The organism is Mangrovibacterium diazotrophicum (genome assembly GCF_003610535.1).
In the GTDB taxonomy this organism is placed as follows: Bacteria; Bacteroidota; Bacteroidia; order Bacteroidales; family Prolixibacteraceae; genus Mangrovibacterium; species Mangrovibacterium diazotrophicum.
This window is the reverse complement of sequence record NZ_RAPN01000003.1, coordinates 179,560-201,410: the sequence shown is the minus strand read 5'-3', so window position 1 is coordinate 201,410 and position 21,851 is coordinate 179,560. Positions and strand designations below refer to the sequence as shown.

At 42.1% G+C, this 21,851-nt stretch carries 20 protein-coding genes; 8 read left to right on the top strand and 12 right to left on the bottom strand.

All coding sequences use genetic code 11. The features are described from left to right. Window positions 1–182 precede the first annotated feature (182 nt). The gene (locus BC643_RS19015; protein WP_120274864.1) at window positions 183–635 is read right to left on the bottom strand and encodes a cold-shock protein; all 453 of its coding nucleotides are present in this window, start codon (window positions 633–635) and stop codon (window positions 183–185) included. A 381-nt stretch (window positions 636–1,016) separates the two neighbouring features. Between BC643_RS19015 and ybaK the strand changes: the two genes are divergently transcribed. Continuing rightward, the gene (ybaK, locus tag BC643_RS19010; protein WP_120274863.1) at window positions 1,017–1,496 is read left to right on the top strand and encodes a Cys-tRNA(Pro) deacylase; all 480 of its coding nucleotides are present in this window, start codon (window positions 1,017–1,019) and stop codon (window positions 1,494–1,496) included. A 151-nt stretch (window positions 1,497–1,647) separates the two neighbouring features. Further along, window positions 1,648–2,946 (top strand): Na+/H+ antiporter NhaA, encoded by a 1,299-nt coding sequence (nhaA, locus tag BC643_RS19005; protein ID WP_120274862.1) that lies wholly within the window; start codon window positions 1,648–1,650, stop codon window positions 2,944–2,946. Window positions 2,947–2,985: 39 nt separating this feature from the next. Here nhaA and BC643_RS19000 read toward each other — a convergent pair whose 3' ends face one another. After that, window positions 2,986–3,900, bottom strand: a complete 915-nt coding sequence (locus tag BC643_RS19000) for a DMT family transporter (RefSeq protein ID WP_120274861.1) — start codon at window positions 3,898–3,900, stop codon at window positions 2,986–2,988. Between the two features lie 327 nt (window positions 3,901–4,227). Between BC643_RS19000 and BC643_RS18995 the strand changes: the two genes are divergently transcribed. Continuing rightward, a complete protein-coding gene (locus BC643_RS18995; RefSeq protein ID WP_211338141.1) occupies window positions 4,228–6,417 on the top strand; it encodes a hypothetical protein in 2,190 nt (729 codons plus the stop codon). Window positions 6,418–6,703: 286 nt separating this feature from the next. Next, on the top strand, window positions 6,704–7,183 hold the full coding sequence (locus tag BC643_RS18990) for a DUF2062 domain-containing protein (RefSeq protein ID WP_120274860.1): 480 nt from the start codon (window positions 6,704–6,706) through the stop codon (window positions 7,181–7,183). A 127-nt stretch (window positions 7,184–7,310) separates the two neighbouring features. On the opposite strand, the gene asnB is transcribed toward BC643_RS18990, so the two are convergent. Both asnB and ychF read right to left on the bottom strand, forming a co-directional pair. Continuing rightward, window positions 7,311–8,984 (bottom strand): asparagine synthase B, encoded by a 1,674-nt coding sequence (gene asnB, locus BC643_RS18985; protein ID WP_120274859.1) that lies wholly within the window; start codon window positions 8,982–8,984, stop codon window positions 7,311–7,313. A gap of 371 nt (window positions 8,985–9,355) precedes the next feature. Next, entirely contained in the window at window positions 9,356–10,456 is a 1,101-nt protein-coding gene (gene ychF, locus BC643_RS18980) for a redox-regulated ATPase YchF (protein ID WP_120274858.1), read from the bottom strand. Between the two features lie 208 nt (window positions 10,457–10,664). On the opposite strand from ychF, the gene BC643_RS18975 reads away from it, so the two are divergent. From BC643_RS18975 to BC643_RS18960, 4 genes are all read left to right on the top strand, one after another. Beyond that, window positions 10,665–11,414, top strand: a complete 750-nt coding sequence (locus tag BC643_RS18975) for an NUDIX hydrolase (protein ID WP_120274857.1) — start codon at window positions 10,665–10,667, stop codon at window positions 11,412–11,414. Between the two features lie 91 nt (window positions 11,415–11,505). Next, a complete protein-coding gene (locus tag BC643_RS18970) occupies window positions 11,506–12,054 on the top strand; it encodes an RNA polymerase sigma factor (protein ID WP_120274856.1) in 549 nt (182 codons plus the stop codon). Window positions 12,055–12,109: 55 nt separating this feature from the next. After that, complete coding sequence (locus tag BC643_RS18965) at window positions 12,110–12,565, top strand: hypothetical protein (protein WP_120274855.1); 456 nt, start codon at window positions 12,110–12,112, stop codon at window positions 12,563–12,565. Between the two features lie 7 nt (window positions 12,566–12,572). Further along, complete coding sequence (locus tag BC643_RS18960) at window positions 12,573–13,034, top strand: hypothetical protein (RefSeq protein WP_120274854.1); 462 nt, start codon at window positions 12,573–12,575, stop codon at window positions 13,032–13,034. A gap of 58 nt (window positions 13,035–13,092) precedes the next feature. On the opposite strand, the gene hisS is transcribed toward BC643_RS18960, so the two are convergent. The 8 genes from hisS to BC643_RS18915 form a co-directional block, all read right to left on the bottom strand. Then, window positions 13,093–14,457, bottom strand: coding sequence for a histidine--tRNA ligase (hisS, locus tag BC643_RS18955; RefSeq protein WP_120275001.1), 1,365 nt, complete (start codon window positions 14,455–14,457; stop codon window positions 13,093–13,095). Between the two features lie 149 nt (window positions 14,458–14,606). Then, complete coding sequence (locus tag BC643_RS18950; protein ID WP_120274853.1) at window positions 14,607–14,966, bottom strand: DUF4870 domain-containing protein; 360 nt, start codon at window positions 14,964–14,966, stop codon at window positions 14,607–14,609. Window positions 14,967–15,010: 44 nt separating this feature from the next. Next, window positions 15,011–16,294, bottom strand: a complete 1,284-nt coding sequence (locus tag BC643_RS18945) for an MgtC/SapB family protein (protein ID WP_120274852.1) — start codon at window positions 16,292–16,294, stop codon at window positions 15,011–15,013. A gap of 589 nt (window positions 16,295–16,883) precedes the next feature. Further along, a complete protein-coding gene (locus BC643_RS18935; RefSeq protein WP_211338140.1) occupies window positions 16,884–17,585 on the bottom strand; it encodes a DUF4240 domain-containing protein in 702 nt (233 codons plus the stop codon). 204 nt (window positions 17,586–17,789) lie between these two features. Continuing rightward, window positions 17,790–18,335 (bottom strand): hypothetical protein, encoded by a 546-nt coding sequence (locus BC643_RS18930; RefSeq protein WP_120274849.1) that lies wholly within the window; start codon window positions 18,333–18,335, stop codon window positions 17,790–17,792. Window positions 18,336–18,516: 181 nt separating this feature from the next. Beyond that, complete coding sequence (locus tag BC643_RS18925) at window positions 18,517–19,443, bottom strand: hypothetical protein (RefSeq protein WP_147377274.1); 927 nt, start codon at window positions 19,441–19,443, stop codon at window positions 18,517–18,519. A 189-nt stretch (window positions 19,444–19,632) separates the two neighbouring features. Next, entirely contained in the window at window positions 19,633–20,586 is a 954-nt protein-coding gene (locus tag BC643_RS18920; protein ID WP_170154623.1) for a YARHG domain-containing protein, read from the bottom strand. Window positions 20,587–20,746: 160 nt separating this feature from the next. Continuing rightward, window positions 20,747–21,442 (bottom strand): hypothetical protein, encoded by a 696-nt coding sequence (locus tag BC643_RS18915; RefSeq protein ID WP_120274846.1) that lies wholly within the window; start codon window positions 21,440–21,442, stop codon window positions 20,747–20,749. Window positions 21,443–21,851: the final 409 nt, after the last annotated feature.

Genomic DNA, 21,851 nt, shown 5'->3' with positions numbered 1-21,851 from the left:
TAATAAATGTATTATTGACCAATAAAAATATCAAAACAAGGATTGAGATGTGGACTAAAAAGGCAGCAGTATGATTATTGGTGGAAGAAAGGAAGAAGTAGTCCAAACTGCCAGGAACAAAAAAAGACAGAGCTAATGCCCTGCCTTGTGTTTTATCGCATAGAACCGATTCGGTAAAAACCCTACCGGTTAACTTTTACATTTACGGCCATCATGCCTTTTGGTCCACGCTCCATTTCATACGAAACCGAGTTCCCTTCAACGATCGGCTCAGTAATGTTATTAATATGGACAAACAGGCTTTCGCCACTCTGTCCATCGCGGATAAAGCCAAATCCTTTCGATTGGTTGAAAAAGGTGACAATCCCTTTCCGAACTGCATCTTCCGGTTCCAGATCTGCGTCCTTCGGAACGCCAATTACAATGTCTTCAACTTTAATTTCCGTTTTCTTATCCGGATCGGGTGGCGTATCGGTAATCATACCATTTTCATCCACGTAGGCAATCATATCGTCCAGGCTATTGGGCTTATCGCCATCTTTACGCGCCAGACGTTTTGCTTCTTTTTCTTTGCGTTTTTTCTCTTTTTTGTTGCGTACTTCTTTTTTTTGAAAGGACTCTTGTGATCTACCCATATATTAATTTATCATTTTTAGCGGGTCTGATCTTTCCGGAAGAGAAGCTGGAACAAGTTCCAAAGGCTGAAAGATCGGTTGTAAGACGAATACACAAATGACTCCTTACCTCCATTTGCCGTTTTACAGAACCCGGTGTTAATATCTAAAATTCAGGACTCAAAAAGAGCGAAGGCACTATCGAAAAAGCGAGAATCAGCACAACAACGAACTCTAATCAAATCAATATGCCTTAAAGATAGCGAAATAAATCTAAAAAGTCTCGCTTATCGTTTTCTCCCCGTCCGCGAACAATCAAAAATCACCTGCAGGAAATATATGAAATTGCGACAAAACGTGGTTTCCCGACGATCATTTTAATAGTTTTGCGCAAAAAAAAATATGAAATCCCCCGCCAAAACAAACGCGTCGCGCCTACTCGACAAACAGAAAATCAGCTATGAGCTAATTGCCTACGAAGTAGATGAGTCGGATTTGAGCGCAACGACTTTAGCTGCCAAGCTTGGCCAAAACATCAAACAAATTTTCAAAACACTGGTACTGCGGGGAACCAATTCCGGGATTTTTGCCTGTGTCATTCCCGGCGACGAAGAAGTTGATCTGAAACTGGCCGCCAAAGTATCGGAAAATAAGAAAGCAGAAATGGTACACATGAAAGAACTGCTCCCGTTAACCGGCTACATTCGGGGCGGCTGCTCCCCCATTGGTATGAAAAAGAATTATCCCGTTTTTATTCACGAGTCGTGTCTGCAATTCGACACAATTTACATCAGTGCCGGAAAACGCGGAACTCAACTTCGACTTTCGCCCGAAGATCTAATCCGTGTGAGCGGCGCCACTATTTGCCATCTGATCTCCTAGCTAAAGGGCGAGAAATTGTTAGCTAATCGTTAAATCGGATAATTCTCCTTTCATGTTAAAACCCAAGGGCGTATTTTGCGTTTTTAAGCTATGAAATACTTTTCATTGGACTTTTGTCCGAATTCAATTCATTAATCAACTTCTGTTCCCTATGTCGCCAGTCAAGTTTATTACCGAACCTTTCGACAGGTTCTTTAAGCAGGAAACATCTTCAAGTATCCTATTACTCGGAGTAACCGTGTTAACCCTGTTGTTTGTCAATATTGGTTTTTACGATCCTTACTACGAGTTGCTACACAAAAAACTCACGTTCGGTCTCGGAAACTTCATGCTGTCCAAATCGCTCATCCTTTGGATTAACGACGGACTCATGGCCGTGTTCTTTTTCGTTATCGGGCTCGAAATCAAGCGGGAAATCCTGGTTGGTGAACTTTCGAGTTTCCGCAAAGCCAGCTTGCCGGTTTTTGCGGCTGTAGGCGGAATGCTATTCCCGGTTGCAATTTTCCTTTTAATCAATGGAAATCCGGAAACACACGATGGCTGGGCTATCCCGATGGCTACCGATATCGCTTTTACACTCGGTATTTTAAAATTATTGGGCAAACGCGTTCCCTATGGGTTGAAAATCTTCTTAACGGCCTTTGCTATTGTTGACGACTTGGGCGCCATCCTGGTTATCGCCATTTTCTACAGTTCAAGTATCGATCTGTCGTTGATTTTCGCGGCATTGGGAATTTTCGCGGCACTGCTTGTCGCCACCCGAATAGGCCTATTTAATAAATACGTCTATTTTCTGGCGGCTGTAATCATCTGGATTTTATTCCTGAAATCAGGTGTTCACGCCACAATCGCCGGCGTATTGGTTGCTTTTGCCATTCCTATCCGCAAGAACATCAAGGTCGTTCATTTCCAGGACAAAATGCAAGGTGCGATCGATTCGTTCAAAGAGCTGAGTGCTCGTCTTCACCCCAAATACATTTTGACGCACGAGCAAATGGAGAATGTCAACCAGATGGAAGAACTGGCTCACGAAATCCAGTCTCCACTACAATATTACGAGCACAAGTTACACGGCTGGGTCGCTTTTGTAATTATGCCGATTTTTGCGTTTGCCAACGCCGGTGTGGTTATCAGCAGCGAAAGCTTTGCCCAGATTGACTTGTCGATTTTCATTGCAGCAGCGCTCGTTTTGGGAAACACCATCGGAATCAGCTTGTTCTCCTACTTAGCCATCAAGTTGAAAATGGCAAATTTACCGGAGAACACAACGTTTAAACAACTGGCCATTACCGGATTGCTGGGAGGGGTTGGTTTTACCATGTCGCTGTTTATCACCAACCTGGCCTTCGATACGCAAACCTTCATCGACGCTTCGAAAATCGGGATTCTGCTTGGATCGATCATTGCTGGAGTCGGCGGTTATCTGCTACTAAAAACAACACTCAAATAAATACAAAGCCGCAAATTTGCGGCTTTTCTTTTTCCCCACTTAAAGGAAGAAAAGCCCGACACCGATCACCGTAATCACCGCACCAATAATCTCTTTCTTATTTACTCTTTCCTTAAAAATGAGAATGGCAGGCGGAATGATTAAGACAGGTACGATGGCCATTATTGTTGCAGCAATCCCTGCTTTGGTATGTTGAATACTCAGCAAAGAAAAGGATACACCTAAAAAAGGACCGAAAACAGATCCCAGCGTAATTCGTTTCATCGCCGACAAGTCCTTTACTGCTGATAAAAGTCTTCGGAAACGTCCCATAAACAAGACCATCAGCCCAAAACCAACGATCCCCGTCAGTACACGAATTTGTGAAGCCGCAAAAGCATCATAATCGCCCATCCCCTTTTTGCTTAGCACCAGCCCGGTCGCCTGTCCCAGAGCACCGCCCAAGGCCAGGAAAATACCACTGATCGGGTAAGCCGAAGTCAGGCGTTTGCGTATTTTTTCTTCTCCCTCTATGGCTTTGTTGTCCCGCTTCAAAATAACCAAACTAATTCCCGTCAGCGTGATCGCCATTCCAATCCAGTTCATCGGCGACAAAACTTCACCCAGTATAAAGTAAGAGATAAACGCCGTAAAAGGCGGAGCCAATGCCATGATCAGCATCGATACGCGGGCACCAATCACCACAAAAGCCTGAAAAAGCAGAAGGTCGCCAATCACAAATCCGATTAAACCCGACAAAGCTAACCAAAGCCAACGTTCAAGCCCGGCATCGAAAGGAAACCACATACCGCGGCTGATTTGCGTGTAAACAGCATAAATACCGAAAGCAATCACCAGGCGAATCAGGTTAACTGATAACGATCCTACCTTTTTGCCGGCCGATTCGAAAGCCATGCTGGTAACAGTCCAGAAAACCGCTGTCAGCAGCGCCGCGATCTCTCCGAAGTAATTCATAGTGTGCAGATAAGTTGGGTAGATTTTATGTTTGAACGACGCACCAAATGTAGCAAGATTTGATCGAATGATAGAGGACTTCACAGATCTGCTGTAAGAATTTTCGACTGACCTCTCGAAGAAAACTTGTGTCGTTTTTACATTAAATTGATCTTTCACGAATTAAGACTTCAAAAACGTCTGTGCCATACAATTATTCCTATTTTAGGGGCACACCAAACCAATGTTGAAGACAAGCTTAACCATTCCCGACATCACGAATGCTCCGGGCATGTGACCAATGCGACCAGTCGAGCCGAATTTGTTTTAACCTATACCAAGTTGACCATGAGATTTCAAAAATTATTTTTTGCCGCTGCGGCAATGGCGAGCCTATGCTCCGCTTGTAAAACATCTCCTCCAAAAGCAGAGGAAAAACCAGCGGAGAAAACCGCTTTTCAAACGGGGGCCTATTGGATACCCGAAATTGATGTTCGCTCCGACATTGCAATCGTTTACGGAGCCAACGACCACGAAGACATGAGTTTTGCCAACCGCGTTGCCTCGTGGCGCGAACGTGGCTACCAGACCCAATTCATGACCGGCATGGCCTGGGGCGACTACAAAGACTTCTACCTGGGTGAATGGGATGGAAAAAACCACAGCGATATTGCACAAGTCGAAAAAGACGGTACCGAGATTATGCACGGAGAAGGCAGCCCGTATGTGGTTCCCGACTCCACATTTATTGCCTATGTGAAATCGGCGATCGTCAAAAAAGTAATTGATGCCGGCATCAGCACGATTTACCTCGAGGAACCGGAATTTTGGGCCAGAGCCGGCTACAGCGAGCACTTCAAAAAAGCCTGGGAGAAATATTACGGATTCCCATGGAGACCGCAGGATGCATCGGTGGAGAACACCTACCTGTCCAATAAACTGAAGTACCACATGTTCTACCAGGCGATCAACGAAGTTTCTACTTATGCCAAAGAATACGGCAAAAGCAAGGGCATGGACGTGAAGGTATTCATTCCGACACACTCGCTGATCAACTACTCGTGCTGGGAGATTGTTAGTCCCGAAGCCAGCCTGGCTTCCCTTCCTGGTATTGACGGCTACATTGCCCAGGTTTGGACAGGTACTTCCCGCACACCAAACTATTTCAACGGGCAAAAAGCAGAACGCGTTTTCGAGAATGCCTTCCTGGAATATGGCTGTATGATTTCGATGACCGAGCCAACCAACCGCAAGGTCTTCCTATTGACCGACCCAATTGAAGACGGCGTACGCGACTGGGCCGACTACAAGCGGAACTACGAAGCTACTTTTACTGCCAAGATAATTTACCCAATGGTAAACAACTACGAGGTGATGCCCTGGCCGGAACGAATTTACACGCGCCCGTACAAGCTAACAAACAGCGATTCGGCCGTTCTTATTCCACGTTTTTATTCAACCCAAATGCAGGTGATGGTAAACGCGTTGAACCAGCTGCCGGTATCGGAGAACAAGGTTGACGGCTCGCACGGCATTGGTGTGCTGATGGCAAATTCGCTGATGTTCCAGAAATTCCCGGTTCATAACGATTACGAAGATCCGCTCTTTTCAAATTTCTTCGGTCAGGTTATGCCTTTGGTTAAAAGAGGCGTACCCGTTCAAATTGTTCACCTGGAAAACCTCGGCTACGAACAAAGCTTGAAGGATATCAAAATTCTGACGCTCAGTTATTCGAATATGAAACCGCTGGACAAGAAGTACCACGAGCAACTGGCTCAATGGGTGAAAGACGGCGGAACATTGGTTTATTGCGGAACAGACAGCGACCCGTACCAAAAAGTGCAGGAATGGTGGAACACCGGCTCCAACCACTATGCAACTCCCTCATTGCACCTCTTTGAACTGCTGGGTATTCAACCAAACGGCAAAACATCCGAGTTCTCTGTTGGCAAAGGCGAAGTAGTTGTGTTGAAAACCGACCCGAAAGAATTTGTTATGGATAAAGGCGGAGACCGGGAATACATTCAGACAATCTCAAAATTGTATGCCGACGCCTACAGCCAGCCCATCAGCTTTAAAAATCATTTCTACCTGCAACGAGGCATGTTCGATATCGTGTCGGTTATGACAGAGAGCACAAACGACCAGGCTTTCACGATCGATGGCCCCGTCATTGACTTGTTCGATCCGGAACTGCCGGTGCTTGACCACAAGTCAGTAGCTCCGGGAAGCCAAGCTTTCCTGGTTAACCTTGAACGAGTAGCGGATAAACAAAAACCGCAGGTTTTGGCCGCAGCCGCCCGTGTAACCGACGAGGAAATCAGCTCGGACAGCTATTCATTTATTGTCAAAAGTCCTTTAAACACAACAAACTCGATGAGGATTCTTTTACCGAAGAAACCGGCAAATGTAAAATTGACAGACGCCAAAGGTGAAGAAATACAATCAGAGGATTTTTCATGGGATTCAACCAGTAAAACCTGCTATCTGAAGTTCGAAAACAATCCGGACGGAATCAAGGTAGATTTGCAATGGTAATTCAGAATCAATCGACTATCCTGACACATCGGCGATAAAAAATAACCGAATTGAGCAAAAAACTACAGTTAATAATTATCTTTACCTCTTTGTTGACTGATAAAAATTTTCCAAAGATATTGCTCAAAAGGCAATACAAAAGCAGTAGAATCAACTTCTTTTGTTACTCATGATCAAAAAGGCAGCCGCACCAGCTGCCTTTTTTTCTTTTCGGTGGATTTATCTATTTTCTCATCGTATTGCAACATTGCCCAATTAAGTTTGAATAGACAAACTGCCAACCAGGATGCTATTCGGGAAACGCTATATCCGGACAACCGCCCAAATGTTTCGTGAATTGAAAGTTCAGTTCATTCAGTCGGCGTCTCCCAAACAAACGGCCCTATCCGTCACAATTGGATTTTACGCCGGCATCTTTCCTGTTTTTGGACTCACAACTGCTCTCTGCGTACTTATGACGATTCTATTCCGGGCAAATCACTTGATCTCTGTAGCCGTGAACTTGCTGGTAGCTCCGCTACAAATGCTGTTGATTGTCCCCTTTGTTAAAGTAGGGCTGGCCATCCTGAACCCGGACACAAAACCTTCTTTTCAAACAGCTGACGACTTGTTCGCACTCCTCGAGCAATCGGAGAGCTGGTACTTTTTGTTCCAGTCTCTCATTGGCGGAGTGATTTGCTGGGCCATATTTTCTTCAGCCACCGCCTTTCCAACCTACCGTCTTCTACGCCGGCGAATAAATGCAAATACCCAAAAACAACACTAGCCTAAATAAAAAGATGCAGGATACGAACACAAAAAAACCAGCATCTTTCGATGCTGGTCTACACTCATTTTTGGCAAAATGACTGACTGGCAAGCAGTCATTATCTTCCTTTGGGTGACCCCAATTCTTATTTTTTATCCAAATCGTGCTCGTGTACACCGCGAACTGAACGTCCTGACGGGTCGGCATTGTTTTGGAACGAAGCATCCCAAGCCAAGGCTTCAGCAGTACTACATGCAATTGATGGTACCGAAGGTACACAAGCAGCAGCCTGATCTGATGGGAAGTGTTCTGTGAAAATTGAACGATACAGATATTCTTCTTTCGAGCGTGGTGTGTTTATCGGGAAACGGAAATGTGCGTTTTTCATCATTTCTTCCGACACTTTGTCTTCAGCAATTTGCTTCAACGTGTCGATCCATCCGTAACCAACGCCATCCGAGAACTGTTCTTTTTGACGCCATGCTACGCTTTCAGGAAGAACCTCTTCGAATGCTTTACGAACAACATATTTTTCCATTTTACCTTTTCCGGCCATTTTATCAGCAGGGTTCAAACGCATAGCCACATCCATGAATTCTTTATCCAGGAATGGTACACGACCTTCAACACCCCAAGCGGCCAACGATTTGTTCGCACGCAAACAGTCGTACAGGTTCAATTTATTGATTTTACGCAAAGTCTCTTTGTGGAATTCTTCTGCGTTAGGAGCCTTATGGAAATAAAGATATCCACCGAAGATTTCGTCGGCACCTTCACCGGTCAACACCATTTTAATACCCATCGATTTGATCACACGAGCCAGCAGGTACATCGGAGTACTTGCACGAATCGTAGTTACATCATATGTTTCGATGTGATAGATTACATCGCGGATGGCATCCAAACCTTCCTGGATGGTATAGTGAATCTCATGGTGAATCGTTCCGATGAAGTCAGCCACCTTGCGGGCTGCAGCCAAGTCGGGCGATCCTTCCAGACCAATTACAAATGAGTGCAATTGTGGCCACCATGCTTCCTGTGTTCCTTCAGATTCAACACGGACTCCTGAAAATTTCTTAGCAAGTGCTGAAGTCACTGACGAATCCAATCCACCTGACAACAACACACCGTAAGGTACGTCTGACATCAACTGACGCTGAACAGCGTCTTCCATTGCCTGGCGCAAATCGTCGATACTGGTCGTATTGTCTTTTACGTTCTCGTAATCCATCCAATCGCGGTTCCACCAACGTTTCATTTCGCCATCCAGGCTATACATATAGTGAGCCGGCGGGAATTCCTGAATTTTTGTACAAACGCCTTCCAGGGCTTTCAACTCAGAAGCTACATAGAAGTTTCCATGAGCATCCCAGCCGATGTACAACGGAATGATACCGATATGGTCACGGCCAACCAAGTAAAGATCTTTTTCAACATCGTACAAAACGAAACCGAAAATTCCGTTCAGGTCATCCAGGAAATCAACTCCTTTTTCCTGGTACAATGCCAAAATTACCTCGCAGTCAGATCCTGTTTGGTACTCGTATTTATCTTTTGTTTTTTCACGAATTTCGCGGTGGTTATAAATTTCACCGTTTACTCCGAGAATTAATTTCTTGTCTTTGCTGTACAACGGCTGACCACCTGATTCCGGGTCAACGATTGACAAACGCTCGTGCGCGATGATTGCTTTATCGCCACAATAGATTCCGGACCAATCCGGTCCGCGGTGTCTGATTTTCTTTGATTGTTCCAGCACCTGGGGTCTCAATTCCTGAGCATCCACTTTAAGGTCAAATACACCTACAATTCCACACATAATGCCAAAAATTAATCGTGTTTTTAAAGTCTTCTAATTTTCAACCGACAAAATTAACCGTTTTGTCCTATAAACAAAACGCCGGCTGACATTTTTCCATCAATACAAATTCATTTCAAACAAATATTCGATTCTGAGCTTATTTTCATTTCAAAATGAAAATCAAAATATGGTTTCTACCCCCTTTGTGTTAGCGGTAACACTCAAAATTGATTTGTTTTTTTTGAATAGCCCCCCTTTTTCAACGGGGTGTCAGTCCGAATAAATGATTTTTTAAAAAAAGGGCCTACAAATTTCATTTAAAACTTTTAAAGACAAAAAAAAAGCAGTTTAAATTTAAACTGCTTTTAAATATCTAAAATTGAAAGTTGCTACACATTGAATCGGAAGTGCATGATATCGCCGTCCTCAACCACGTACTCTTTGCCTTCTACCGCCATTTTACCCGCTTCTTTACATGCTTGCTCTGATCCCAGCGCGATAAAATCTTTGTATTTAATTACCTCTGCGCGGATAAAGCCTTTTTCAAAGTCGCTGTGGATAACACCTGCCGCTTGCGGTGCTTTGAATCCACGGTGGTAGGTCCAAGCGCGAACTTCTTTTACACCTGCTGTGAAGTAGGTTTCCAACTGCAACAATTTGTAAGCAGATTTAATCAATTTGTTTACACCCGATTCTGACAGTCCCAAATCTTCCAGGAACATCTGGCGTTCATCGTAACTTTCCAGCTCTGCAATATCAGCTTCAGTTGCAGCAGCAATTACCAGGAACTCGGCATTTTCGTCCTTCACGGCTTCTTTTACAGCATCCACATAAGCGTTGCCTGTCAATACCGAAGCCTCGTCCACGTTACAAACGTATAGAATTGGTTTATTGGTCAACAACTGCAGGTCTTTTGCCAACTTAATATCCAGTTCGTCAATCTCAACAGTTCTGGCCGACTTACCTTGCACCAACGCTTCTTTATAGGCATACAGAATGTTTACCATGCGTTTGGCATCGCGGTCGTTACCGGTTTTAGCTTGCTTTTCTACTTTCAGCAAACGTGCCTCAACGGTTTCCAAATCTTTCAGCTGAAGTTCGATATCGATGGTCTCTTTATCGCGAACCGGGTTAATGGTGGTGTCAACGTGCGTGATGTTGTCGTTTTCGAAACAACGCAATACGTGAATAATAGCGTCAGTCTCGCGGATGTTGCCAAGGAACTTGTTTCCCAAACCTTCACCTTTACTTGCACCCCGAACCAAACCGGCGATATCAACAATCTCAACAGTTGTCGGAACAATACGCTCCGGCTTTACCAACTCCGAGAGTTTATTCAAGCGTTCATCGGGCACAGTAATCACCCCCACGTTTGGCTCGATTGTACAAAACGGGAAGTTTGCTGATTGCGCTTTGGCGTTCGACAAACAATTAAACAAGGTTGACTTCCCGACGTTCGGAAGTCCAACAATACCACACTTCAATGCCATTATATTAAGTTCTAAAAATTGCGCTGCAAAGTTAATCCTTTTTCCCTATTTTTGACCACTGGTGGAATTACACAAAGTTATGAGTAGAATTTTGTGGATGAATTGCGGATATAACAGGACTTCGAAACCCGATTTTCAAGCTTTACAGAAGAGAAAATCAACTTTTATTACTATCTTAATTATTCATAAAAGCTAAACTCAAAAACTTATGATCTTAAAATCCGTTTCGATTGACTGCGTGATTTTCGGCTTCGACGGAAACTCGCTCAAGGTGTTGTTATCCCAGAACAACCCCGAAGAAACCTTAAAACAGCTAAGCGAACAGGACGACTACGAGGATATCAAGGAGCTGTATATGGAACACCCTTCGCTAACCGACCCCCGATGCTGGAACGTTTTCGGCGCACACATTCCCGTTGACAAAGACATTGACGATTTTGCCCGAGAGCTGTTGTTGATGGCCACCGGGATGAATGATGTTTTCCTGAACCAATACTATTGCTTCGGCAAAGTTAACCGGGTACCCAAAAACAGGGTTCTTACAATTGGCTATTACGCACTGATTAACCCAGCTCACCACCTGATCAAAAAATCAATTGCACTGAACGATTTGAAGTGGTTCAAACTGGATCACCTGCCCAAACTGTCGTTCGACCACGGCGAAATCATCAAAAAAGCGCTCGAACACTTGCGCAACGAAGTTCGCTATAAACCAATCGGCTTCCACTTGTTACCCGATAAGTTTACCCTGACGGAGTTTCAAACGCTGTACGAGACCATTTTGGATAAAAAGATGGACACCCGGAACTTCCGCAAGAAAATTGCCAAGATGGATTTGCTGATCGACACGGAAGAAAAGCAGGAGAATGTTTCGCACCGGGCCGCCAAGCTGTACCGCTTCGACGAGCAAATTTATAACCATTTAAAAGCTGAAGGTCTGAAATTCAGGATCGAATGATTGACAGTGAAGAATGTCGGGGTTAAAAATTCTTAATGCATTAAACTTTATCTCTGAAAACTGGTCTTATCCCCATATCTTCGGAGCGTAGATGATTAACGAGCAGCAGCTGATAAATCAATTAAGAAACGAAGAAACCAAACAGGTTGCTTTTCGGAACGTCGTGACTTTGTACAAAGAGCGCTTGTATTGGCACGTCCGTAAAATAGTGCTCGACCACGAGGATGCTGACGATATTCTGCAAAATACCTTCATCAAGGTATGGCGAAATATCGACTCGTTCCGGGCCGAATCTGGCTTGTACACCTGGCTCTACCGAATTGCAACAAATGAATCGCTGACCTTTTTGAACCAGAAAAAACGAAAATCGTTCCGCGGAACCGATGAAGAAGTGAATGACTACCTGGTTGAAAACATACAAGCCGACCCGTACTTCAACGGTGACGACCTTCAGTTAAAACTGCAGGAGGCCATCGCCAAGTTGCCGGAAAAGCAGCGACTGGTTTTCAACATGCGCTATTATGATGATATAAAATATCAGGACATGGAAAAAATTCTCGATACTTCGGAGGGAGCTCTAAAAGCCTCCTACCACCATGCCGTGAAGAAAATCAGTGAATACCTGAAAAAGCTTCACTAGTTTTTTTTCAGGTACGTATTAAACTTTTAGTCAGATTATCAGTCAATATCTACAGATGAAAAACTTCGACGACATATTAAAAACCGAAAATAACGGACCACAAAAGCCGCCATTTGACGTTCCTCCCGGTTACTTCGAAACCTTCGAAGATCGACTGGAGGCAAAGATTGCTGCCTTGGATGAAAAACCGTCGACCCGGAAAACAATTATTCGGATTTTAAAGCCGGTTGCCGGGCTTGCGGCCAGCTTCCTGCTGATAATGCTGTTGCTGAAATATCCGCTGCAGAAAATCACACAAGATACGAGCTCGCAGGACGAAACCGCTTTGCTGGAAGATTCGGATTCATGGCAGGATGTGCTGATGGGGAACACCGCATTTTTCGACGACAACACGCTTTTGGGCGCTATTACTGCCGAAGAAGGGTCCAACTCAATCCAGTCTGATGAAGTAATCACCATTCTTTCGGCTGAGCTAACTGATTACGAAGTTTATGCCGAATTATATAACTAGAAAGAATATGAAAAATTTAGCAATCGCCCTCCTTTTATGCCTGCTTTCTTTGGGAAGCTTTGCACAACCGCACAAAGATAAGCAAGAAGATTGGGAGCTTTATAAGGCTAAACGTGTCTCGTATATGACCGAGAAGATGCAACTAACTCCGGAGGAAGCTCAAAAGTTCTGGCCGATTTACAACGAATTTGACAAAGCCAGATGGGAATGTCATGAAAAACGCCGGAGCCTGGAGCGCGAGGTAAAAGATAATTACAGCTCCATTTCGGAAGCTGATTCAAAAAAGATGAACGAGGAAATTGTTGGACTTTATTTGAAAGAATCACAGTTAGTAAAAACATACAACGATCAATTTCTGAAAGTTCTCCCGGCGAAGAAAGTAATTCTCGTTGGGCCAACAGAAGATGAATTCCGGTTTAAAATGATCCGGGAGTTTCGACAGAAAAGAGAAGAAGAGGATAAAAAATAAAATAAGAAAGGCTGGAAAATCCAGCCTTTCTTATTTATGTCGAATTTCAATTTAGAATCTATTCTGTCAGGAGCTTTACCAACTCATCCGGGCTCACCATATTCTGGTCGCCCGACCTCATATTTTTCAGGTTTACTTTTCCCTGCGCCATTTCTTCTTCACCCACAACGGCCACCCAGGCAATATTTTTGCGGTCGGCCCAGGTCATTTGCTTTTTCATCTTAGCCGCTTCCGGGAAGATTTCAGCATTCACGCCGTTCTCGCGTAGTTTTCTCAAAATCGGCAAACAGAAGGCTTCTTCTTTTTCGCCAAAGTTGACGAACAACACTTTTGTCGATGCAACAGCTTCTTCGGGGAAAAGCTCCAGCTGGGTCATCACATCGTAAATACGGTCGGCACCGAATGAAACACCCACACCCGAAACGCCTGGCATCCCGAAGATTCCGGTCAGGTCGTCGTAACGGCCACCACCGCAAATACTGCCAATCTGAACATCTTTCGCTTTTACTTCGAAAATAGCACCGGTGTAATAATTCAAGCCACGCGCCAAAGTCAAATCCAGTTCCACTTCAGTGTTCAGCTCAACGGTGTTGATGTAATTGAAGAACGTACGAACTTCTTCAATCCCTTTCTTTCCAACTTCGGTGGCACCAATCACAGTCTCGATGCTGTTCAGTTTTTCATCGGTAGTTCCGCTCAGTTTCAAAATCGGTTGCAATTTATCCACCGCATCCTGCGACACACCTTTTTCCAGCAGCTCCTCGTTTACTTTCTCCAAACCAATTTTATCCAGCTTGTCAATCGCTACAGTAATATCCACGATACGGTCCGCCTCGCCAATGGCTTCGGCAATACCGGCCAAAATTTTCCGATTGTTGATTTTCACCACCGTGTTCACACGCAAACGTGTAAATACATCGCTGATGATTTGCACCAACTCAAACTCGTTCAACAACGAATCGCTGCCAACAATGTCAACATCGCACTGGTAGAATTCGCGGTAACGACCCTTTTGCGGGCGGTCGGCACGCCAAACCGGCTGAATCTGGTAACGTTTAAAAGGGAACGAAATGTCGTTGCGGTACTGCACCACGAAACGTGCAAAGGGCACAGTCAGGTCATAACGCAAACCTTTCTCCGAAATCTGGTTGGTCAACTTAATGCTGTTTCGATCAGCGAGGTCTGCCTCGTTGGCTTTCGCTGCAAAATCACCCGAATTCAAAATTTTGAACAGCAACTTATCGCCTTCTTCCCCGTATTTGCCCATCAAAGTTGACAAGTTTTCCATAGCCGGTGTTTCAATGGGTTGAAATCCGTACAACTGAAAAACCGCTTTAACGGTGTCGAAAATATAGTTCCGGCGAGCCATTTCAACCGGTGAAAAATCTCTGGTTCCTTTCGGGATAGAAGGTTTCTGTGCCATTTGTGTTTTTAATTTACCGACCAACGTTGCGGCCGAATACAACAACCTAAGTTTCTGAGGCTGCAAAAATAAACAAAATTGACTGGTCTTCAAGAGCCGGCAGCTCCGAATGACCAGTCAAACGACTATTTCTTAAAATTTGAAAAAGCTTACTTGATAAACCGATACGAAATCGGGTACCGGTAAAACTCACCCTGGCTGGCTTTAACCGCACCAATAATGGTAAAAATCAAGGAGAACAGAGCGATCAACCCCATTAGTAAAAAGCCAATCAAGATCAAAGCCAGAACCACCGCCACAAGCAGCGCCAGCGTCATGGTAATCTGAAAATTCAGTGCTTCTTTTCCCTGGTCTTCCACAAAATCGTATTCCTGCTTTTTGATGTTGTACACAATCAGCGGACCAATAATATTCATAAACGGAATTGGAATAATGTAACCGGCCAATGCCGACAGGTGACACAACATTCCCCACGTTCGTTCGTCCGGGTTGTCAATAATTCGTTCCATAATTCTAAATTTTTCGGGGTTTATAATTGCTTAACAAGCGTTCGTTACCGATAAATGTAGTAAAAAGCCACGGAAATGATCAAACCGGAAACGACGAGTGCCAGAAATCCGTAGAGCAATGGCTTCCTCGAGGGTTTACTGACCATGCTAAGCGCATAAATCATTTTCATGATGTTGTTGCTGTTCGTGGCATTGATCACGGCCAGGGCAATCATCATCGCCACTAATCCGGAGTTTTGCTGCAACAAATACAACAGGAACGGATCGACATCGAAAATACCAATTACAAAAGCCAGCCCTGCTACCCCGCTGTCGCCGTAATGGTTCATCACAAACTGGGTAATCAACCCGAAACCGACAAACAAAATCCCGAAAATAGTGGCTGTTTTTAACTCCAGCGGGTTTTTCGACTCACTTTCCTTCAAGGCCGCAGTGGTGGTATCATCGACTCCTGACTTTCGCAAAATCAGGCGCGAAGCAACCAAGGCCACCACAAACTGCAGCAGGAACGGCCAAACGAGCATTGCCCCGATGGAAGCATTAAATACGAAAGCCAGCACCAGCACCCGCAAGTACATCATGCCATTGGCCAGCATGATGGCCGACACCGACTGCAGGCCGGTTTGCTCCTGCTTTTCGCGGCGCGCCAGGATGATGGTGGTCGCGGTGCTGCTGTAAATACCGCCCAGCACCCCGGTCAGCAAAATGCCGGAGTCGGGGAAAATGAATTTCTTGATAATATAACTGGCATACGACACACCCGAAACCACCACAATGGCCAACCAGATCTGGTAAGGCGAGACAGGGATAAACCCGGCAATATTGCCGGTAGGCAACAAAGGCAGAATGATCCCGGCAAACGCAATAAACTTAGCCAGCGTGATAAATTCCTCTTCCGATGCTTTTTTCGAGATCGTGCGAAAGGTGCCTTTCATCTCGGTTAAAATCAGCAGGGCCACCACAAACGAGAGGGTGAGCCAAATGGGTTGCGTAAAGACCAGCACCGGCAAACAGTAGGTCAGCAAGGCCAATATTGAACTGGTTAAGCCAAAGTCCTTCTGCATTTTTATTTTCAGAAAATACTGGATGGCCAACAGCAGCCCCAGTACGAAAAAACCAACCAGAAAAGGAACTGCCCCATCCGAATCGAACACATACAACACATAGCCCAGTAGACCGATAAAGGTAAAGGTGCGGTCGGTGCCGAAGAGTTCGTTATCGTCCTGTTTCAGGTGGTGGCGCCGCTGCCCCATCCCGATCAGCAACGAAAAAACCAACACTAAAATGAAGTTGATAATCTCGGGCGGTAGAAATTCCTGGATGTTCATGCACAAAGCTTTTAAACAAAGTTATCATTCCGGTTATACGAAAGCAATTGAAGGGAGGATTTCAAGGCTGAAAATTTGAAAACCAATTCATCCGATGCCCTGTTTTTATTCCTTGTAAAAAAAGACCAACCCGAATGGAAGTTCTGCCACTTCGAGTTTAACCACAATGAGAACGAGTAAATTCCACCAGTAGGCGAGTAACCAATTTTCCCATCCGATTAAAGGTTTAGCCCTTCCGAGTTGAACTCGGACGCCCCAAACCTTTACTCGTTTTACCAAAAACCTTACTCGGACGGCCTCAACTTTTACTCGTTTTACTCCAAACCTTACTCGGATGACCTCAACCTTTACTCAGTTCGCTCCAAACCTTAGTCGGACGAAAAAAATCAGAAGCAGTATCTACCAAAAACAAAAAAGCCAGACCGCAGAGGTCGAGCCTGATATCATATCTCAAATCGGAAAACCCATACTGGTTGTTTCGGCTATCAATCCCGGTTTCCCGTCTGGCCGCCGGACAGGACGTCAACACCGCGTTCAAGCACTGCGCTGCACGCGGCCCGAACGCTTAATTGTTAGCATTAGTTTTTTGTTAGTTCCACATTTTTTCAAATAATCTTGGACATATCTTTTTCATGCTCTCAGGTTTGTCATCTTCCCAAGTAAATTCAATTTGAGGGTAGTTTCCTTCTCGTAATCTAAAGTTGTCGTAATCTATATAATCATACAAATCCTTTCCTGTCTTTTGTTGAAATGCTTCAAGTGCGACATACCAAAAACTTTCAAAATCATAGAACTCTGCTCCATCAACTACTTCGTTTATCAGATAGTCAGGATTTTCCTTTGCTTTGTAATAAGTGTCCCGACCTCTAGAAATTACCCAGTTTCGAAAATATTCAAAAGAGTCGTCAGAACAACCTCCATTCATAATATAACCTGCACACCACATTTCAGAGTTATAAGTCTCATATAACAACTTATCTGTCTGTAAACGAAACCCAATTAGTTCTTTTGGAGTCAGTTTCCCAATCTCTTTAATTAGATATTGCTCCTGTGAATCCTGATTATTTGTCTCCTGAAGGGACTTGTCAATGATTTTCCAGAACAAATCTTCATTTAAAGTCTCGGCTGTTTTTTCTATTTGAAAAATCTGCTGTTGTGATTTTGGTTGTTCAGTCGATTGTGCTTTCTGATTTTTCCCAAAAAGTTTGTCAAACATTCCCATATTTTTATTTTTAGAGTTTGTGCAACTTATTAAAGTAAAGATAATTGTCGTTATAAATATTACTCTCATTCTATGATGCTTTCTAAATTAATGCCAACGTTAATAATATGAGCATGTAGCGGACTTAAATGCGGTTTCGTATCGAATTATAAAGTAGCAAAAGCTTCACAATATTAAATAGTCAAATCGGGAATTTGGCGGGATTGATTAGAACTGCTATCGTTCGCACACCCAAAGAAACCACTATTACTTTTATACTTTGTTGTGCTTTCGTTATTTTATCAAATCATTAATCAGTTTATTAAATTCATACCAGTTTTCATCCGGTTCATATGTTGTCAAGTTTAATCCACTATATCGTGTATGAGCATTAAAATAGTCATTAGAATGTGATGGATACTTGCTAATCAGTCCTCTTTTAAAGAGTTTCTCTAAATATCCAACTATCGCAGATTCATTTTCAAGAGTCAATTGAAACAATGTATCTTTAGCAACTACTGAATTTTCATCAAATCCTTCCGGACAATCCAAATCTATCGAATCTACCTTGTATCTAGCAAAATACTCTCGCTTATAATTACAAAAAATGTCAACTATTTCTTTGTGTCCGCCAAATTCTCCGCATTCAGAAAATTGAGCAATTAATGTCAATGTATCTGATTGATATAGAAACCCTAATGGATTCTTTTCTGTTGCAAATTCTAATATTTCTGGTGAGTATTTCTGAAATTCTTGACTATACAATTGAGTTCTAATCAAGAAAATCAATATGAGGTTAAGGGTAAATCTTAAAAAGATATTATCACTTATGTTTTTCATCAAATCAATCAGTTATAATTTCAACGCAGCGCTCTCATAATTGCACACAGCGGCAAATTGTATGAGTAGTGGCAGATTGCGGCACTTTCCGGTCAAACCGTTACGCAGTTTGAGCGGGCTACAACCTTTAATATTTAACACATCGCCTGCCATTGCTCATGCAAAATGTTGTGCAACGTAATTATTTATACATTAATGTTTTACTTCTCATTCTCACTTCAATCGTATCAGCGACTAAATTCACATAAAACTTTGAACTATCAATCCATGATGTATTTGAATTCCAGTAGTAAATCGAATAATTTTCTAAATTCGGCTTAAACTCTTTTTTAACAGAATCCTTATTAAAAAAGTCTTCAACGTAATCATCTGAGTTTGAAAAAATATCATCTTCAAATTCCATTCTCATTTCAATTTCGTAGATACCATTACTAACTGACAAAGTCTTATAATGGAGTTTCGCATTAACAATCATTCCTGTTTCCGGATTAGGAACTTGAATTGATTCCGATAAAATAGAATCAGTTTTTGGAATTTTCACATTATATAAATCCAAATTATCCGATATTTCTTTAAATAGAACATTTCTTAAATTTTCCTCGATTCCAATAGTTGAATTAAAATATTGTTCTATATATTGATGTTCCTCTGATCTAAACCCTAAACTGTCGGCAATACTCATAATTTTAGTCACAAACTTATTAAGTACCTGTTCCCAATCTACGATTCCATCAATTTCGCCTGTTTTAGTTAGTCTCACCTGATATGGAATTGAAATCTTTGGGAAACTTTGAATAAGTGACATCATTTTATTAACATCATTTTCCATAGAGTCAAGTCCAAATGTGAAATTAAAAGCTGGTTTAGAAATATTCTGCATTTCTACAATATAGAAGCCTTTTGATACATCAACTATGCTAAATTTATACTCGTTTTTAGCTGATAAATTATAAATCGTATCATTGTTTACTCTACTAAAGGATGAAACCTCAGTCTTAATAAATCTATAGTCTCCTTGTTTCCAGTCAGGTAAAATATATCCTTCCTTATCAGTTTGGTTACAACCTAAAATAAAAATCCCTAAAATCGGTATTAGATATTTTTTCATTTCTGAGTTTTTGTTCGTTTCTGAGTCTCGTCGTTCATGTTTGCCTAACGGTTGGCACATGTTGTCGGGGCAGATTTCCCTGTCTGCCACCAGGCAGGGAAGAGTGTTCCTGCCCAAAGGACACGGAACTGCGATGCGAGAATCCGCAGTTGGCGTACCACCGAACCCCGCCCTGCAATATGTACTATGTTACCAACCGTTTTTTTCTATTTGTTTTATTTTGTCAATATTATGCTTTTCAATATTAGTCAGTTCGTTACTAATCTCTTCTGATGATTTATTTGTCGGTTTATACCAATCCTTTGATTCAAAGTACTTTTTTAAGTCGGGAGATTTAAAATCATAACCATTGTAAGCAAAGATTTCATTTCGAATGATTCTCAGTTTTTCTTTATCAAAGTTCTGGAAAAACTCATCTGGTAGTTCAATTAATGAAAGTATCCCAAACTCTCTATCTTTTAACGACTGCTCAAACTTTTCACTAATCATAAAGGTTTGGTTGGTGATATTCTCTTTCACAAGTGTCGCCGAATAAACATCAATAAAGTTCTCAACTTTTGGATAAACAAGATTTTTTTCTTGAGTGAGTTTTTTATCCACTGTAAAATTCTCAGAGAATGAACGGTATTCTGTTGGATAAAAACTGTAGAAATGGTAATAACTATCTTCATTTCCGTATGATTCACTAAATGAATAGTCTCCTACCAAGTAGCGTTTATTATCAATGATTGGAGTTTCCTTAACTTCAAATTCTCTATTAAAACGTTCAATTAATGAGTTGCCAGTCCATTCAAGTATTGTTGTCTTTACCCTGCAACAGCCATACTGGAATCCCGTAAGAATCAAATAATATTTTCCTTTGTCTTCGATAATACCTACTCGGTTATCAATTATCTCATCTGTGAATTTGTTTAATTCTGGATTTTCAACCCATACTTCCTCATTTTCAAAGGAAAGAGTGTCAGTTCCACTTATGACAAGGAAATTTGTAAATTCTGTTTTTTCAAATTCTCCATTAAACTTGTCGTAGAACAATAGTTTTTCAATGCTACCATCATTCCCCAAATCAAACTCGGTTTTGTGTGTCAAGACTTGCGCAAATCCGAATTTTGATGTGAGGAAAACAATAAGTAGTATTTTCAAGTATTTAAGTTTCATCTGAGCTTTTTCAAAATGGTTGGTAACGGTCTCGGCTATGAGTAGTTGCGTGAGTTAGTACTTAACTTTGCAAGTACACACCAAGCTGAAAATCCTCGCGGATTTTCAGAAGTAGGCGGGAACAAGCAATTACTTATAGCCATTGTTAGGCACTTTTAGTTTTTCGTTTTATTAAGGCAGTTACTTTTCCTAATCTCATAGCTATAGAAATAGCTAAAAGTAAAGGTCCTAGAATAAATAATACTCGTTCCGAAGAAGTTCGATTAAAACTTTCCTGATATTTTTGATATTCGGAAGTTTTTTCCATCATCTCATCAAATTCAACAAGTAATTGATTATAAGAAAACCTATTGTCAGTTTCCAACATATATTTTGTGAATTTTTCAGTTCCTAAATAATCTTTTCGGAATTTTTCAATTAAATCAATTGAAGGCTCCTTTAATAATTTCGGATATAGTTCGTCGAAATTCATTTTGACCGTTCTATACCAAACACCAAAATCTATGCAGGCTTGTTTTCTTTCCAAACCAAAGTTTTTTTCCACTCCATCTAAATTTACTAATTCATTATAGTATCGATATTCGTGGTCAACACTTCTTTTTAAGTGATTAAGCGAAATTCTATATGTTGTTTCGGGGTATTGTAATTCTGCATTTACAAGTCTTCTTACTTCTCCAGTACTACCAATGATTCCAAATGCTAATAGTAATAACCAGACATAATCAGTTTTTTCCCATAAATCACTTTTATAGGTAGAAAGAGCTAGAATTTGAAAAATCAAAGCTGATACAATGAATATTGATAATGTTACCCATATATTTCCAAAATCAGTGTAATCCATTTGTTTGTGTTATTGTGCCTAACTAATATGTATCAACACCTGAGGTGTTGTTATTTCGTTTATCTCAAACTCGAAGGTGTTGTTATCCCCCCTAAAACGGAGGTATAACAACACCTTCGCTAATTTGCTTTCCAATTTACAATTTTTCATAATCCATCTTATCACACAGCTACTATTTAGCGCCAATCTAAAAACAGGAGGATTTCCAGTAATTTCAAACTTAAACGCAATTTAACCGTTTTGCAACCCGCCGGAGAGCATTTATGGCTTCTTTTGTTATTCTCAAAACCTCAACTTCAAATCCTTCAAATTACAAGCCGTAGAAGTGAATATGCCCGAAGGCCTTAGTCAAATTTAATTTTAAAACTCAAACGTCAATTGGCTAATAACGGGCATCGAAAATTTGATG